This window comes from Streptomyces sp. NPDC002386 (assembly GCF_053593175.1).
The window spans coordinates 444859-461849 of sequence record NZ_JBSFBX010000002.1; the positions used below are offsets into that span (position 1 = coordinate 444859).

The 16991-nt window shown below is 69.0% G+C and carries 10 protein-coding genes; 3 read left to right on the top strand and 7 right to left on the bottom strand.

What is annotated here, in order from left to right:
• Window positions 1-91 precede the first annotated feature (91 nt).
• Together murJ and ACWCPN_RS06180 are read right to left on the bottom strand one after the other, a co-directional pair.
• Window positions 92-2449, bottom strand: a complete 2358-nt coding sequence (murJ, locus tag ACWCPN_RS06175) for a murein biosynthesis integral membrane protein MurJ (RefSeq protein WP_451202716.1) — start codon at window positions 2447-2449, stop codon at window positions 92-94.
• Between the two features lie 46 nt (window positions 2450-2495).
• The gene (locus ACWCPN_RS06180) at window positions 2496-4862 is read right to left on the bottom strand and encodes a DUF6049 family protein (protein WP_451202718.1); all 2367 of its coding nucleotides are present in this window, start codon (window positions 4860-4862) and stop codon (window positions 2496-2498) included.
• A gap of 256 nt (window positions 4863-5118) precedes the next feature.
• Between ACWCPN_RS06180 and ACWCPN_RS06185 the strand changes: the two genes are divergently transcribed.
• Window positions 5119-6585, top strand: a complete 1467-nt coding sequence (locus tag ACWCPN_RS06185; protein WP_451202721.1) for a CCA tRNA nucleotidyltransferase — start codon at window positions 5119-5121, stop codon at window positions 6583-6585.
• Between the two features lie 45 nt (window positions 6586-6630).
• Here the strand turns inward: ACWCPN_RS06185 and ACWCPN_RS06190 are convergent, their stop codons facing one another.
• The 3 genes from ACWCPN_RS06190 to ACWCPN_RS06200 form a co-directional block, all read right to left on the bottom strand.
• Window positions 6631-7947 (bottom strand): MFS transporter, encoded by a 1317-nt coding sequence (locus ACWCPN_RS06190; protein WP_451202724.1) that lies wholly within the window; start codon window positions 7945-7947, stop codon window positions 6631-6633.
• 111 nt (window positions 7948-8058) lie between these two features.
• Window positions 8059-9141: an inositol-3-phosphate synthase gene (locus ACWCPN_RS06195; RefSeq protein ID WP_451202727.1), complete on the bottom strand. Its 1083-nt coding sequence runs from the start codon at window positions 9139-9141 to the stop codon at window positions 8059-8061.
• 43 nt (window positions 9142-9184) lie between these two features.
• Complete coding sequence (locus tag ACWCPN_RS06200; RefSeq protein WP_451202729.1) at window positions 9185-9868, bottom strand: PadR family transcriptional regulator; 684 nt, start codon at window positions 9866-9868, stop codon at window positions 9185-9187.
• Window positions 9869-10585: 717 nt separating this feature from the next.
• On the opposite strand from ACWCPN_RS06200, the gene ACWCPN_RS06205 reads away from it, so the two are divergent.
• Together ACWCPN_RS06205 and ACWCPN_RS06210 are read left to right on the top strand one after the other, a co-directional pair.
• Entirely contained in the window at window positions 10586-12853 is a 2268-nt protein-coding gene (locus ACWCPN_RS06205) for a transglycosylase domain-containing protein (RefSeq protein WP_451202731.1), read from the top strand.
• A 129-nt stretch (window positions 12854-12982) separates the two neighbouring features.
• Window positions 12983-14515 carry a glycosyltransferase family 87 protein gene (locus ACWCPN_RS06210; RefSeq protein WP_451202734.1) on the top strand — a complete coding sequence of 511 codons (1533 nt, stop codon included), beginning with the start codon at window positions 12983-12985 and terminating at the stop codon, window positions 14513-14515.
• Between the two features lie 97 nt (window positions 14516-14612).
• Here ACWCPN_RS06210 and ACWCPN_RS06215 read toward each other — a convergent pair whose 3' ends face one another.
• Window positions 14613-15644, bottom strand: a complete 1032-nt coding sequence (locus tag ACWCPN_RS06215) for an alanine racemase (protein WP_199211216.1) — start codon at window positions 15642-15644, stop codon at window positions 14613-14615.
• Between the two features lie 84 nt (window positions 15645-15728).
• Window positions 15729-16850 carry a peptidoglycan bridge formation glycyltransferase FemX gene (gene femX / locus ACWCPN_RS06220; RefSeq protein WP_358929689.1) on the bottom strand — a complete coding sequence of 374 codons (1122 nt, stop codon included), beginning with the start codon at window positions 16848-16850 and terminating at the stop codon, window positions 15729-15731.
• Window positions 16851-16991: the final 141 nt, after the last annotated feature.

Genomic DNA, 16991 nt, shown 5'->3' on the forward strand with positions numbered 1-16991 from the left:
ACGCTGTCCGACGCCGAATCCAATTGTGCCCACAGTCCGCCGCTATGCACGACACACGGCCGCGGACGATGGTTGTGCGCCTACCCCCGCCTCAGCGCCCCAGACGCCCGCGGACCATACCCACGAGCGAGTTGAGCTCCTCGATGCGCATCTTGCGGGCGGCGACGAAGAAGACGCCGAGCAGGACCGCGCCACCGGCGATCAGCGCGGCGAACGAACCGACGACGCCCTGGCCGAGAGTGTGCCCGATGCCGTAGCAGGCCGCACCGCTGAGCAGGGCCGCCGGCACGGAGGCGATGCCGAGCCGGGCGTAGGTCCGCAGCACCCGGGCACCGTCCAGGTCACCACCGAGCCGCTTGCGCAGCCGCCGCCAGGCGACACCCACTCCGATCGCGTAGGCGAGGCCGTACGCGGCGGCCATGCCCGCGACCGCCCAGCGGGCCGGCAGCAGGAAGTAGCAGAGTCCGGAGACGGCCGCGTTGACCGCCGCCACGATGACGGTGTTGTAGAAGGGGGTGCGGGTGTCCTCGTACGCGTAGAAGGCGCGCAGGACGACGTACTGCACCGAGTACGGGATCAGGCCGAGGCCGAAGGCCATCAGCATGTAGCCCATGTTGGTGGCCGAGCTGATGCCGGCCGAGCCGAAGATCAGCGTGCACATCGGGATGCCGAGCGCGAGGAAGCCGAAGGCGATGGGCACGATGGCGACCGCGGTCGTGCGCAGCCCCTGGGAGATGTCGTCGCGGACGGCCCCGCCGTCGCCCTCGGCGGCCGAGCGCGAGATGCGCGGCAGCAGCGCCGCCATCAGGGACACCGTGATGATGGCCTGCGGCAGACCCCAGATCAGCTGGGCGTTGGCGTACGCGGCGAAGCCGGTTCCCTTGATACCGGAGTCGTCACCCGCGGCCGTGGACAGCTGGGTCACGACCATGGCGCCCAACTGGTTGGCCAGCACGAACAGGACCGTCCACTTGGCGAGCATCGCGGCCTTGCCGAGGCCGTGGCCCCGCCAGTCGAAGCGCAGCCGGATCCGGAACCCGGTCTCCCGCAGGTACGGGATCATCGCCAGCGACTGCACCACCAGACCGAGCAGCACACCGGCGCCGAGCAGGCGCTGGCCCTGGGGCGGGATGCTCTCGACGGCCAGGTGGGAGTTGGCCGCGGTGCCGTAGACCCAGATGAACATGCCGAGCGAGATGATGATGACGATGTTGTTCAGGACCGGGGTCCACATCATCGCACCGAACTTGCCCCGCGCGTTCAGGATCTGACCCATCACCACGTGGATGCCCATGAAGAAGATCGAGGGCAGGAAGTACCGGGTGAAGGTGACCGCGACCTCGTTGGCCGCCGGGGCGTCCGCGATGGTGGGGGACAGCAGCCGCACCAGCAGCGGCGCCGCGAACATCGCGAGGCCGGTCAGCGCGGCCAGGGCCACCATCACGAGGGTCAGCAGGCGGTTGGCGAAGGCCTCGCCGCCGTCCTCGTCCTCCTTCATGGAACGCACCAGCTGCGGCACGAAGACGGAGTTGAGGCCGCCGCCCACGGTGAGGATGTAGATCATCGTGGGCAGCTGGTAGGCCACCTGGAACGAGTCGGCGAGCAGGCCGAGACCCAGTGCGGCGGCGATCAGCGCCGAGCGGACGAACCCGGTGAGCCGGGAGACCATCGTGCCCGCCGCCATGACCGCGCTGGACTTCAGCAGTCCCGCGGCCTTCCCGCCCTTCTTCGGGGCGGGCGGGGCAGCGGTCGCGGTGGCGGCCGTACCGGAGTGCTCGGGGGCTGTGGCCGGGGCCGGCACCGAGGACGGCGTGGGGCCGCCCGGAACGGTGGGTCCGGCCTGGTACGAGGCGTCCGCGTACCGGTTCGGGTGCTGAGGGCCCTGGGCGTGCGGCGGAGCCGGGTGGGGGCCGGCGGGGCCCTGCCCGGTGCCCGGGCCCGCGGCCGGGCCGGAGACGGCAGAGGGATCGACCGGGGCGGACCCGCCGCCCTGCTGCTGGTCCCGGAAGAGGTGCGCGAAGGCGTCCGGCTCGTGGTACTCCTCGCCGGAGTGCGTGACCAGGTCGTCCACGCCCACGAACTGGGTCGTGCGGGGGTCGTCGCCGTAGGGCAGGTAGGGGGCCGCGCCGTCGGGCTCCGGCGCCGGGGTCTGCGCCCAGACCCGCGGGTCCGGCGCGTGCGGTGACTGGGCCGGCGGTGCGTACAGCGGCTGCTGCCGCTCGTACGTGCCCGGGGGCGGCGGCGGGTGCGCGGCGCGGTCGTACAGCGCCTCGGCGACCGGGTCCTGGGCGGCGAGGTCCTGCGCCCGGTAGGGGTCCTGGTCGTAGGCGTCCTGGAGGTACATGTCCGCCGCGTGCTGCGGCGGCACCTGGCCGGGCTCGGGCGACGGCTCGGGGTAGCCCGAGCCGGCCGTGCCCTGGCCGCGATCACCGTCGTACGGCGCGTTCATGGTTACCCCACCTCATCGTCCCGGGCCACACCGGCCACGACATCGCTCAACGGTCCACTCTCTCACCCGTCCCGGACGGGTCGGTGTTTTCCGGTGCGGTGTCCGGCGCAGGGTCACTCGGCTGCTCCGGGTCCTCTGCCCCGGACGGGGCGCCGGACTCGTCGGGGAGACGGTCTCCGGGGGCGTCGGGGTTCCCGGGATCGTCGTCGGTTTCCCCACCATCCGCGCCGGGTCCCTCGTCCTCCGCCTGACGGGCCGCCGCGCGCTTGCGCTGGGTGTACATCCGGAAGCCCGCCAGGACGAGCAGGAGCACACCGCCGCCGATGACCAGCATGACGGTGGGGGTGACCTCGGTGACCTTCACGTCGAAGCTGACCGGGTCGCCGTACTCCTGGCCGTCCTGGGTGTAGAGCTGGGCGTCGACCGTGACCCGGCCGTTGGCGTTGGCCGCGGTGGTGAACTTCACGGTCTGGCTGTGGCCGCCGGAGACCTCGACGAGCTGCTCGTCGTAGGCCTTGCCGTTGATCTTCAGGCGGGTCGGCATCCTCGAGGTGAGCCGCAGGACCAGATGGCTCACGGGCTGCACGAGGTTGTTCTGGACGGTCACCGGGATGGTGGCGCTGCGCCCGGAGAGCTTCGTCTCGGACTTGTCGATCAGCTTGACCTGGTCGGTCAGCTCGTCGAGCCAGGCCTCGGCGTCGCCCCGGAAGCTGTCCGCCTCGGAACCACGGCCGCGCCAGGACGTCGACATCTCGCGGTTTATGGCCCGGCCGAACGGGGTGATCACCCGGGACTGGTCGCTGAGGACGACCTTGAAGTTGTCGAGCTTGTCCTGGGTGCGCGCGATCTGCTCGAAGGCCGTCCTCGGGAGTTCCTGCCTGCGCAGCGAGGAGGGGTAGTCGGACGTCGACGGGATGCGGGTGGTGGCGTCCGGGTCCGGCTTGGCCTTGGCGGCCGCGGTGAGGTTCTGCGCCTGGGACCACGTGCCGTCCTGGAGCTCCTTCACCGCCTTCGCCATCGCCTGTGCCTGGCTCGCCGACGGCATGCGCTGCGGTGCGACCACGACGCTGCGCTGCGCGTCCGTCTGCGCGTTCACCTCCAGGCTCTGCGCCAGGAACTGCTGGACGGCGAGCGTCGCCGAGCCCGCCTTGGTCAGGTCGTCCTCGAAGGCCGTGGACAGCCGTGCGTCGGAGACCACCGCCGTCGTGCCGCCGCCGACCGGGCGAGCCGCGGACGGGGTGTACGGCAGCCCGGCCGTCTCCTGGAGGCTGTCGCTGCGGGCAATCACGCGGTCGGCTCCGGCGGAGGTGGCGACCTTCATGATCGACGGGTCGACGGCGCCTTCCACGGGCCAGGCGAAGTCGGTCGTCGGTGTGACGTGAAGCACGGTCTTCACGGTGGTGGCGGCGACGTCGGTGGCGTCCTTGAGGTGACTGAGTGATCCGGTGACGCTGGTACCGCCGTGTGCCAGGGAGGCCAGGTCCGGGTCGGCGAAGGGCAGGGCGATGACCTCCTTGCCCACGACGGCCTTCTGCAGCTTGGCCAGCCACTGCTTGGCGACCGCCTGGTCCGAGCCGGCCTTGGTGGTGTCGTCCTCGCCCTGGAGCCGGTAGCTGCCCGCCATGGCGTCCACCGAGGCCAGCAGATCCGGGTCGATCACCCAGGTGACGTCGAGGTCCTTGCCCAGGTCCAGCATCTGCGCCAGCCGGCCGCCCGGTGAGATCTCCTTGGCCAGGTCGTCGTTGCGGAAGACCGGCGTCTGCAGCTCACCCGCGCCCGTCCGGGCCGTCATGTGGGACGTGGAGATCAGTGGCCACAGGACGGTGGTCCGGGTCTTGGTGTCCGCGTCGGACGGCTGCCACGGCAGGAAGGTCCGCTGGATGCCGAGCACCTGGTCCCAGGGCCGGGCGGAGGTCTGGCCGGACAGGGCGACACCGAACTCGTAGACACCGTCCTGGCCGAGGTCGAGCTGGTCCACCGGGACGGAGATGCTGAAGTGCTGTGCTACGCCGGGCGTGAGCTTGGCGAACTTCTGCACGTACTTCCCACCGAGCTCGGGGCCGGTGCGGGTACGGAGGTCGTCGGGGTGCCGGGAGACGGCGTCGATCGCCGAGCGGGTGTTCAGCAGGGGGCCGACCCGGAGGCCGACGTGGGCGCCGGTGACGTTCTGCTTGCCGCTGTTCGTCACGGTGCCGGACACGGTCACCGTGTCCCCGTCCGTGGGGGCGCCGGGGCTGAGCGAGTCCAGGGAGACGGACACCGGGTTGGAGGAGGCGGCCTGTGCGGGCGCCGCCGCGGGCAGCTGCAGGAGTCCCGCCAGCAGCGGCACACCGGCGAGCAGTGCTCCGGTGCGCCGCAGCCACCGGCGGGCAGGTGAGGCACTGGTCCCCTGGAAGTCAGCCGCCTCGGCCACGCGCTCGCCCGTCCCTCGTCGTCGTCAGTGGTCGTCGGAATGTGCGTCCACGCATGGTAACGAGGCTCGCCGAGTGGAAGTGCCGCGGTCTGCTCCGCAAGACCGGGGAGCGGTTGCGCCACGTCCTCTATATCCAGTATCGAGGGGAGAGCGCTTGTACGCCGTAAGCACAGCGCTTGTGCGGGTATGCCGTGAGGTGTCCGCGCCGCTCAATGGAGGAGACCCGGACCGCCGTGGACACGTACCCTCTTCTGTTGTGCCGAACGCCAACGAAGACACTCCCTCTGCCCTGAGCCAGGCGCAGCACCGCGCGGTCAGCGAGCTGCTGCGGGTGGCCCCTGTCGCCGACGACCTCGCCCGCCGCTTCCAGGCGGCCGGGTTCTCGCTCGCCCTGGTGGGCGGCTCGGTCCGGGACGCGCTGCTCGGCCGGCTCGGCAACGACCTGGACTTCACCACCGACGCGCGTCCCGAGGACGTACTGAAGATCGTGCGGCCGTGGGCGGACGCCGTCTGGGAGGTCGGGATCGCCTTCGGGACGGTCGGCGCACAGAAGAGCGCCCGCGTCGCGGACACCGACTGGCAGTTCCAGATCGAGATCACGACCTACCGGTCGGAGGCGTACGACCGCACCTCACGCAAGCCCGAGGTGTCCTACGGCGACTCGATCGAGGAGGATCTCGTCCGCCGCGACTTCACGGTCAACGCGATGGCCGTGGCGCTGCCGGAGAAGGAGTTCATCGACCCGCACGGGGGCCTTCAGGACCTCGCGACCCAGGTGCTGCGTACCCCCGGTACCCCCGAGGAGTCGTTCTCGGACGATCCGCTGCGCATGATGCGGGCCGCCCGGTTCGCCGCCCAGCTGGACTTCGAGGTCGCCCCCGAGGTCGTCACCGCGATGACGGAGATGTCCGGACGGATCGAGATCGTCTCCGCCGAGCGGGTCCGGGACGAGCTGAACAAGCTGCTCCTCTCCGAACGGCCGCGCAAGGGCCTGACCCTTCTGGTCGACACCGGGCTGGCCGGCCATGTCCTGCCCGAGCTGCCGGCTCTGCGGCTGGAGAGTGACGAGCACCACCGCCACAAGGATGTCTACGAGCACACGCTGATCGTGCTGGAGCAGGCCATCGAGCTGGAGCAGGAGGGCCCGGACCTCGCGCTCCGCCTGGCCGCGCTGCTCCATGACATCGGCAAGCCGCGTACCCGGCGTTTCGAGAAGGACGGCCGCGTCTCGTTCCACCACCACGAGGTGGTCGGCGCGAAGATGACCAAGAAGCGTATGACGGCCCTGAAGTACTCGAACGAGCTGGTGAAGGATGTCTCACGGCTCGTCGAGCTCCACCTGCGCTTCCACGGCTACGGCACGGGCGAGTGGACGGACTCGGCGGTGCGGCGCTACGTCCGTGACGCGGGTCCGCTGCTGGACCGTCTGCACAAGCTGACCCGGTCCGACTGCACGACCCGGAACAAGCGGAAGGCGGTCGCGCTCTCGCGGGCCTACGACGGCCTGGAGGAGCGCATCGGTCAGCTTCAGGAGCAGGAGGAGCTGGACGCGATCCGGCCGGACCTCGACGGCAACCAGATCATGGAGATCCTGGGCGTGGGCCCCGGTCCCGTCATCGGCAAGGCGTACAAGCACATGCTGGAGTTGCGCCTGGAGAACGGGCCGATGACCCACGACGAGGCGATGACTGCCCTCAAGGAGTGGTGGGCCGGCCAAGGCTGACATGTGGCGGGGCCCATGTTTCACGTGAAACACGGACCCGCTGCCCTACCGAGGGGGCGATGTTTCACGTGAAACATCGCCCCCTCGGCTGTCCCGGCCGTGGTGGCGCTCGAAGTGGCCCATGCCCACGGCTACCCCGCCGTAGACCAGCGCGACGAGAACCACCAGCAGGGCCGAACGCCCATCGGGTGGGAGCATCAGCGCGGCGACTCCGGCGGCGCCGACGAAGGCGATGTTGAAGAGGACGTCGTACAGCGCGAAGATCCGGCCTCTGAAGGCGTCCTCCACCGACGACTGGACCACCGTGTCCGTCGCGATCTTGGCTCCCTGAGTGATCAGGCCCAGAACGAAGGCGGCCACCAGAAGCGGGCCGGCGGCGAACGGGAGGCCGAGCGCGGGCTCCAGCACGGCGGCCGTACCGGCGCACACCGCGATCCAGCGGCCCGGTCCGAGTCGTCCCACTGCCCACGGTGTCACCACCGCGGCCGCGAAGAAGCCCGCGCCGGACACGGCCAGGCCGAGTCCGAGCAGCCGCAGTCCTTCCTCGGGGGTTGTGGAGAGGGCGTAGCGGCAGAGCATGAGCAGCAGCACGAGGAGCGCTCCGTAGCAGAAGCGCATCAGTGTCATGGAGGCCAGTGCCCATGTCGCCTCCCGGCGGTGGGGGGCTGCCAGGTGCCGCACGGCCGAGAGCAGGTCGCGGGCGGTGTCGAGGAGCGCGGTCCGCAGGTGGGGCTGCGCGGGCTCCCTGTCGGGACCGAGCAGAGCGGGAGCCATGCGCAGGGCGGTCAGCGCCGCACACAGATAGAGGAAGGCGCCCAGCAGGACCACCGCGGCATCCGAGTCCGACGCCGCCAAGCGGACCACGAAGGCGAGGCCGCCCCCGGCCGTCGCGGCGAGCGTCCCCGCCGTGGGTGACAAGGAATTGGCGATCACCAGGCGCTCGGTGTCGACCACGTGCGGCAGCGCGGCCGACAGTCCGGCGAGGACGAAGCGGTTGACGGCCGTGACACAGAGCGCGGAGGCGTAGAAGAGCCAGTTCGGCACATGGCTGACCATCAGTACGGCGGTGGCTCCCGCCAGCAGGGCGCGCAGCAGGTTGCCGTACACGAAGACCTGGCGACGCCGCCATCGGTCCAGCAGGACTCCGGCGAAGGGGCCGATCAGCGAGTAGGGCAGCAGCAGGACCGCCATCGCCGAGGCGATCGCCGCAGCCGAGGTCTGTTTCTCCGGGGAGAAGACGACGTACGCGGCCAGTGCGATCTGGTAGACGCCGTCGGCTCCCTGGGACAGCAGGCGCACGGTCAGCAGGCGGCGGAAGTCCCGCAGACGCAGCAGGACGCGCAGGTCACGCACGACGGGCATGGACCCCACCCTCACATATGCGAAGGGTCCCCGGATCGGGAGACCCGGGGACCCTTCGCAGCCCTGGCAGGAGCGTTCTCTTCGGCGCGCCGGGCGGCCGAATCGGCCTGGTTAGCGCTCGACCTCGCCGCGGATGAACTTCTCGACGTTCTCGTAGGCCTCGTCGTCGAAGTACTGGACCGGCGGGGACTTCATGAAGTACGAGGACGCGGACAGGATCGGGCCACCGATGCCACGGTCCTTGGCGATCTTCGCGGCGCGCAGGGCGTCGATGATGACACCCGCGGAGTTCGGGGAGTCCCAGACCTCGAGCTTGTACTCCAGGTTCAGCGGAACGTCACCGAAGGCGCGGCCCTCGAGACGGACGTAGGCCCACTTGCGGTCGTCCAGCCAGGCCACGTAGTCGGACGGACCGATGTGGACGTTCTTCTCACCGAGGTCCCGGTCGGGGATCTGGGAGGTGACGGCCTGCGTCTTGGAGATCTTCTTCGACTCGAGGCGGTCGCGCTCGAGCATGTTCTTGAAGTCCATGTTGCCGCCGACGTTGAGCTGCATCGTGCGCTCGAGGCGGACACCGCGGTCCTCGAACAGCTTCGCCATCACGCGGTGCGTGATGGTGGCGCCGACCTGGGACTTGATGTCGTCACCGACGATCGGCACACCGGCCTCGGTGAACTTGTCCGCCCACTCCTTGGTGCCGGCGATGAAGACCGGGAGGGCGTTGACGAAGGCGACCTTGGCGTCGATGGCGCACTGGGCGTAGAACTTCGCCGCGTCCTCGGAGCCCACGGGCAGGTAGCAGACGAGAACGTCGACCTGCTTGTCCTTGAGGATCTGGACGATGTCCACGGGCTCCTCGGCGGACTCCTCGATGGTCATGCGGTAGTACTTACCGAGACCGTCCAGGGTGTGGCCGCGCTGGACCGTGACGCCCTTGTTCGGGACGTCGCAGATCTTGATGGTGTTGTTCTCGCTGGCACCGATGGCGTCCGAGAGGTCGAGGCCGACCTTCTTCGCGTCGACGTCGAACGCGGCGACGAACTCGACGTCACCGACGTGGTAGTCGCCGAACTGCACGTGCATCAGGCCGGGGACCTTGGACGCCGGGTCGGCGTCCTTGTAGTACTCGACTCCCTGCACCAGCGACGCGGCGCAGTTGCCCACGCCGACGATGGCTACGCGAACCGAACCCATTCCGGTTGCTCCCTGTGTGTACGAGTGAGGCCCTGAGTGGGACTCACGTGGCGGTGTCGCCGGGCGTATCCGTAGCGGAGTGCTCTCCGGTACGGGGCAGGCCGCCCGTCGATCCAGTGGTGGTGTCCTGCTGAGCGGCTCCCCCGGACGCGGAACCCTTGAGGTCCCGCCCGGCCCGCTCGCTCTCGATGAGCTCGTTCAGCCAGCGCACTTCGCGCTCCACGGACTCCATTCCGTGGCGCTGCAGCTCAAGCGTGTAGTCGTCGAGGCGCTCCCTGGTGCGCGCCAGGGAGGAACGCATCTTCTCCAGACGCTCCTCCAGGCGGCTGCGCCGGCCCTCCAGTACGCGCATGCGCACATCCCGTGAGGTCTGCCCGAAGAAGGCGAACCGTGCGGCGAAGTGCTCGTCCTCGTACGCGTCGGGACCGGTCTGCGAGAGCAGCTCCTCGAAGTGCTCCTTACCTTCTGCCGTCAACCGGTAGACGATCTTGGCGCGCCGCCCGGTGAGGGGAGCGCCCAGGGCGTCCTCGTGGGTGCTGCCCGGTTCCTCGATCAACCAGCCGTTGGTGACCAGCGTCTTGAGACAGGGGTACAGGGTTCCGTAGCTGAACGCCCGGAACACACCCAGTGACGTGTTGAGTCGTTTGCGCAGCTCATAGCCGTGCATCGGGGACTCGCGCAGCAGGCCGAGAACGGCGAACTCAAGGATGCCGGAGCGCCGGCTCATGATCGCCTCCTCTTGGTCCGCCGCGTCTTTATCTCACACTGATGTATCGACTCGATACATCATGACGATAGAACGGCCTTACGCGCGCGACAAGAGGGTTGATGGTGAACGGGATCACATCACCGATTCGTAGGAGGCAAGTTGCCTGATTTGGGGTGAACTTCAGGACTCGGCGGGTTTTGGTGGTGCGTAGTCTGTGCGGCATGCACATCACCGGGAACCGAGTGACGCCTGGGGGCGTCCTCGTCCCTGGAGCAGTACGGGTGAATGCGGAAGCGACCACATCCGTACTTCGGGGGGACCGGAAACCAGCCGCCGTTTCCAGGCGCGCAAGGGTGCGCCTGCCCGAGGAGTAGTCGTTCGATGAGCGAGCACCGTCGCAAACCGCCGCAGCCGCAGGGAGGCGGACGTGCCGCGGCCCGACGCGGTCAGTCCGGCCCCGCCTCCGGCCACCGCGCGGCACCGCGAGGCGCCACCGGGTCCTCTGCCGACTCCTATGGGTCCAGTTCTCATGGGTCGGGGTCCTATGGCTCTGGGGGTGAGGAGCGCGCCTACGGCGGCCGTGCCGAGGCACGCCGGGCGGCGCAGAGAGGTGGCGGCCGGCGCAGGGCCGCCGAACCGGCCGGGCCCGGACGCGGCAGAGGCCGTGCGGCCGATCCCGGCAGGAAGCGTTTCATCGACTACCCGCGCTACGACAGGGACGGGTGGCACCGCTGGGTGCCCTCCTGGAAGCTCGTCACCGGGCTGTTCATCGGCTTGGTCGGCAGCCTCGTGGCCATGGTCGGCGTGGGCTACGCGATGGTCTCCATCCCCAACGAGAACGACGCGGCCAAGTCCCAGAACAACGTCTACTACTGGGCCGACGGGTCACAGATGGTCGCGACGGGCACGGGTGTGAACCGTCAGAACGTCACCATCGACAAGATCCCCGAGGCCATGCAGTACGCGGTGATCTCGGCCGAGAACAAGAGCTTCTACCAGGACTCCGGCGTCGACCCCATGGGTATCGCCCGTGCCCTGGCCAACATGGCCCGAGGCGGTCAGACGCAGGGCGGATCGACGATCACCCAGCAGTACGTCAAGAACACGTACCTCAGCCAGGACCAGACCGTCACCCGCAAGTTCAAGGAGATGTTCATCTCCATCAAGGTGGGGACGAAGCTCAAGAAGCCGCAGATCCTGCAGGGCTACCTCAACACCTCGTACTACGGCCGTGGCGCCTACGGCATCCAGGCCGCCGCGCGTACGTACTACAACAAGGACGCCGTCGACCTGAAGCCCAGCGAGTGCGCCTTCCTCGCCGCGCTGCTCAAGGGAGCGACGTACTACGACCCGGCGGGCAACGAGAACCTCGACAAGTCGGCGACGGCCAGCGCCAACCGCAAGCGTTCGGAGGAGCGGTGGTCCTGGATCCTCGGCGAGATGCACAAGGACAAGCGCCTCACCGACGCCCAGTACCAGGAGGCCATCAAGACCTACCCCATGCCCAAGGACCGCAAGGCGACCAAGGGCATGACCGGCCAGATCAGCTATCTGGCCGACACGGCGAAGAAGTACGTCCTGAACCACTCGAAGATCTCCGAGCAGGAGTTCGACCGGGGCGGGTACCAGATCTACACGACCTTCAAGAAGGACAAGGTCAACGCTCTGAGTGCCGCCGTGAAGAAGATCCAGAAGGAACGGCTCAACCCGAAGCGCGAACTCGACAAGTACGTCCAGTTCGGTGCGGCGTCGGTGCGCCCCGACGACGGTGCGATCGTCGCTCTGTACGGCGGTGACGGCTACGAGAACGGTCACTTCACGAACAACGCCGACACCCAGGGTGTCCCCGTCGGTTCGACGTGGAAGCCGTTCGTGCTGGCGGCGGCCATGCAGTACGGCACGTACGACTCCGATGGCGTGGGGATCTCCCCGCTGAGCAAGTACAACGGCAACGACCACCTCAAGGTGAAGAAGCCGGACGGGTCGTACTACCTCAACAAGGACAACTCGTTCTTCTTCCAGAAGAACGAGAGCCCGCACCCGTGGGGTTACATCACCCTGCGCAAGGCGATGGAGCAGTCCATCAACACGCCGTTCGTGCAGCTCGGCGTCGATGTCGGCATGTCGCACGTCCGCGACGTCGCCCGCTCGGCCGGCATCCTCGACCAGAGCATGTCGGTGGACCTCAACCCGTCGTTCGCCATCGGTACCTCCACCCCCAGCGCGATCCGCATGGCCGACGCCTACGCGACCTTCGCCGCGTCCGGCAAGCAGGCGGATCCGTACTCGGTGACCTCCGTCAAGAAGGACGGCGTGGACCAGCCCGGCTTCGAGCGGCCCAAGGTCAAGCAGGCGATGGAATCGAACATCGCCAACAACGTCACGGACGTCCTGCAGAACGTCATCCAGAACGGTACGGCTCAGAACGCCAAGGCCCTGGGCCGTACGGCGGCGGGCAAGACCGGTACCACCGACAAGAACAAGTCCGCCTGGTTCGTCGGCTACACCCAGCAGCTGTCGACCTCGGTGGCGATGTTCCGGGAGAACCCCAAGAACCACAAGCTGCTCTCCATGAACGGCACCGCGGGCAAGGACTCCATCCACGGTGGTGACATCCCGACGCAGGTGTGGACCGAGTACATGAAGGCCGCGCTGAAGAACGCGAACGACCCGGGCTTCCCGGACGCCATCAAGATCGGCAAGGTGCACGACGAAGCCGGTGCGCCGTCCCCGACGCCGTCGGTCACCATCACGCCGAGCCAGACGCCCAGTGACTCGCCGAGCCCGTCGCCGAGCCTGACGTCGCCGTCCCCCTCCCCCTCGGCCAGCGAGACCTGCCAGTGGGGTGGCTGGGGCAACAACTGCAACGGCAGCAACGGTGGCACCGATACAGGTGGCACGGACGGAGGAACGACACCCACGCCCACGGTCACGGACACGAGCGGGACCGGCAGCACCAGAGGCAATGGCAACGGAGGCCTCTTCTCGGGCCAGAACGGTTAGCGTGCCGCTCGCACCGATTGGTGACCATTTGGGCCGCCAGGCACGTTTCACGTGAAACATGGGCCGTCGCACCCACCGGGTGCGGCGGCCCTCGGTGTATTCCCGGACTGGTACGGCAGGATGTGCCCCATGCCCAGTGCAGAGACGACGCCCGCAGGCGTGCACGAGCCCGAGCCCGTACGGCCCGCCGGCGCTGAGCCGGTGCGGCCGACCCGTGAGGACGAGGTCGCCGCGGCCGGGAGCGAGCTGATCGGCGGGCCGATCGGCCGCCGCGCCCTGCTCGGGACGACCTGGTGGACACCGCTGCGCGTCATCGTGCTCGTGGCGATCGGCATGTTCGCCCTCGGACTGGTGCAGAAGGCGCCCTGCTACCAGAGCGCCTGGTTCTTCGGCGCGAGTTCGCAGTACACCCATGCCTGCTACTCGGACATCCCCCACCTGTATCAGGGACGGGGATTCGCCGACGGGCTGGTGCCGTACTTCGACCGGCTCCCGGGCGACATGGACTACCTCGAGTACCCGGTCCTGACCGGCGTGTTCATGGAGGTGGCCGCCTGGCTCACACCGGGCAGCGGCGGCATCCAGCACCAGGAGCAGTGGTACTGGTTCGTCAACGCCGGAATGCTGATGGCGTGCGCGGCCGTCGTCGCCGTCTGCGTGACCCGCACCCATGCCCGGCGCCCCTGGGACGGTCTGCTGGTCGCTCTGGCGCCCGCGGCCGCCCTGACGGCCACGATCAACTGGGACCTGCTCGCGGTGGCCCTCACGGCCGCCGCGATGCTGATGTGGTCGCGGGGCCGATCACTGGCCTTCGGTGTTCTGCTGGGACTCGCCACCGCCGCCAAGCTCTACCCGGTCCTGTTGCTCGGCCCTCTGCTGGTGCTGTGCTGGCGGGCCGGCAAGTGGCGGGAGTTCTTCCGGGCCGTGGGCGGCGCGGCCGTCGCCTGGCTGGTGGTGAACCTGCCGGTGATGCTCTTCGCCTACGAGGGGTGGTCGAAGTTCTACACGTTCAGCCACGACCGGGGCGTCGACTTCGGATCGCTCTGGCTGATCTGGGCCCAGAACTCGAGCAACCCGCCCTCCACCGACTTCGTGAACAACGCCGCCGTCGTGCTGGTGGCGCTGTGCTCCCTGGGTATCGCGGCGTTGACGCTCACCGCCCCGCGGCGGCCGCGCTTCGCGCAGCTGGCCTTCCTGATCGTCGCGGTCTTCATCCTGACCAACAAGGTCTACTCCCCGCAGTACGTCCTGTGGCTGGTGCCGCTGGCCGTTCTCGCCCGGCCCAAGTGGCGGGACTTCCTGATCTGGCAGGCCTGCGAGGTGGCGTACTTCCTGGGCATCTGGTTCTACCTCGCCTACACGACCAGTGGTGACGCCCACAAGGGACTGCCCACGCTGGGGTACGACTGGGTGATCGCGGTGCATCTGCTCGGCACGCTCTACCTGTGTGCCGTCGTCGTGCGGGACATCCTGATGCCCGAGCGGGACGTGGTGCGCCGGTCCGGGGACGACGACCCCTCGGGCGGAGTGCTCGACGGCGCCGAGGACGTCTTCGTGCTGGGCGCCGCGGCCCATCCGCCGCGCCACGCAGCCCACTTCGACGCGCCTCAGGTGGACTGGGGACGGCCCGGCCTGCCGCCGAACGGGGAGGGTTCGCTCTGAGCGAACGGGTGTCCCGGGCGCACATGAGGAAGGCCGTACACGCGCGACGCGTGTACGGCCTTCCCGGTTCGGGGCCCGTTCCGTCCGGCGGTCCGGGCTAGCGGTCCACGATCCGGTCGAACTGGGTGGTGGTGTGCCGCAGGTGGGCCACCAGTTCGTCGCCCACCTTCGGCTCGGGAGCGTCCGAGGGGACGAAGAGGATCGACACCTGCATGTGCGGCGGCTCGGCGAACCAGCGCTGCTTGCCGCCCCAGACGAACGGGGACAGGTTCCGGTTGACCGTGGCCAGGCCGGCCCGTGCGACGCCCTTGGCGCGCGGCATGACGCCGTGCAGCGCCTTGGGGGCCTCCAGGCCGACCCCGTGCGAGGTACCGCCCGCCACGACCACCAGGAAGCCGTCCGAGGCCGCCTTCTGCTGCCGGTAGCCGAAGCGGTCGCCCTTGGTCACCCGGGTGACGTCCAGAACGGCGCCGTGGTACTCGGTGGCGTCGTGGTCCCCGAGCCAGAGCCGCGTGCCGATGCGGGCGCGGAACCGGGTCTGCGGGAACTGCTGCTGCAGCCGGGCGAGTTCATCTGCCTTGAGGTGGCTGACGAACATCGTGTGCAGCGGCAGCCGTGCCGCGCGGAGCCGGTCCATCCAGCCGATGACCTCCTCGACGGCGTCCGAGCCGTCGGTGCGGTCCAGCGGCAGGTGGATGGCGAAGCCCTCCAGCCGGACGTTCTCTATGGCGGCGTGCAGCTGCGGCAGGTCCTGCTCGCTGATGCCGTGCCGCTTCATCGAGGACATCACCTCGATGACGACGCGCGCGCCCACGAGGCCGTACACGCCGTCGACCGACGACACCGAACGGATCACCCGGTCCGGCAGCGGAACGGGCTCCTCGCCCCGCCGGTAGGGCGTCAGCACCAGCAGGTCGCCGCCGAAGAAGTCCTTGATACGCGCGGCTTCGTACGTGGTGCCGACGGCGAGGATGTCCGAGCCGAGACGGGTCGCCTCCTCCGCCAGCCGTTCGTGTCCGAAGCCGTAGCCGTTGCCCTTGCAGACCGGGACGAGCCCCGGGAACTGCTCCTGCACGTGCTTGTGGTGCGCCCGCCAGCGCGCGGTGTCGACGTAGAGCGTGAGCGCCATGGCCGGACCCGGACCCTTTCTCGTGGCTGCCGTGTGTCAGTGGGGTGGTGAGCTGTGAAGGCTATGGAATCAAATGTCCCGCGCTCAGCGGCGCGACATGTAGATGTCGAGCGCCTTGTGGAGCAGCTTGTTCAGCGGGAAGTCCCACTCGCCGAGGTACTCGGCGGCCTGGCCGCCGGTGCCGACCTTGAACTGGATCAGGCCGAACAGGTGGTCCGTCTCGTCCAGCGAGTCCGAGATGCCGCGCAGGTCGTAGACGGTGGCGCCGAGGGCGTAGGCGTCGCGCAGCATCCGCCACTGCATCGCGTTCGAGGGCCGGACCTCACGGCCGATGTTGTCGGAGGCGCCGTAGGAGTACCAGACGTGGCCGCCAACGATCAGCATGGTCGCGGCCGACAGGTTCACACCGTTGTGGCGGGCGAAGTACAGCCGCATGCGGTTGGGGTCCTCGGTGTTGAGGGCCGTCCACATGCGCTGGAAGTACGAGAGCGGGCGGGGCCGGAAGTGGTCGCGCACCGCCGTGATCTCGTACAGCCGCTGCCACTCGGCGAGGTCCTGGTAGCCGCCCTGGACGACCTCGACGCCGGCCTTCTCGGCCTTCTTGATGTTGCGGCGCCACAGCTGGTTGAAGTTCTTGTGCACCTCTTCCAGGGAGCGGTTCGCCAGCGGCACCTGGAAGACGTAGCGGGGCTGGACGTCGCCGAAGCCGGCGCCGCCGTCCTCGCCCTGCTGCCAGCCCATGCGGCGCAGCTTGTCGGCCACCTCGAAGGCGCGCGGCTCGATGAAGTCGGCCTCCATGTCGCGCAGGCGCTTCACGTCCGGGCTCTGGATGCCCTTCTTGATCGTCTCCGCGTTCCAGCGGCGGATGATCACGGGCGGGCCCATCTTCACGGAGAAGGCGCCCTGCTGCTTGAGGTGGGCCAGCATCGGCTGGATCCAGTCGTCCAGATTCGGCGCGAACCAGTTGATGACCGGGCCCTCGGGGAGGTAGGCGAGGTAGCGCTTGATCTTGGGCAGCTGGCGGTACAGGACCAGACCCGCGCCGACCATGTCGCCGGTGCGCTCGTCGAACCAGCCGAGGTGCTCCGAGCGCCACTCCGCCTTCACGTCGGCCCAGGCCGGGACCTGCATGTGGCTCGCCGACGGCAGGCTCTGGATGTAGGCCAGATGTTGCTCGCGGCTGATGGTCCTCAGGGTCAGGCTCATGTCGGGGCGCTCCTCGGGCTGGTGTGTCCCCATGGGTTCAGGGGCTCCGGCTCACGCGCCGAAGCCTACTGCGCCGTGCGACCACCCCGACTGGGCGCACGGCACCTTCGCCCCGGCCTGTCGGCTGCCGGGGCGTCCGCG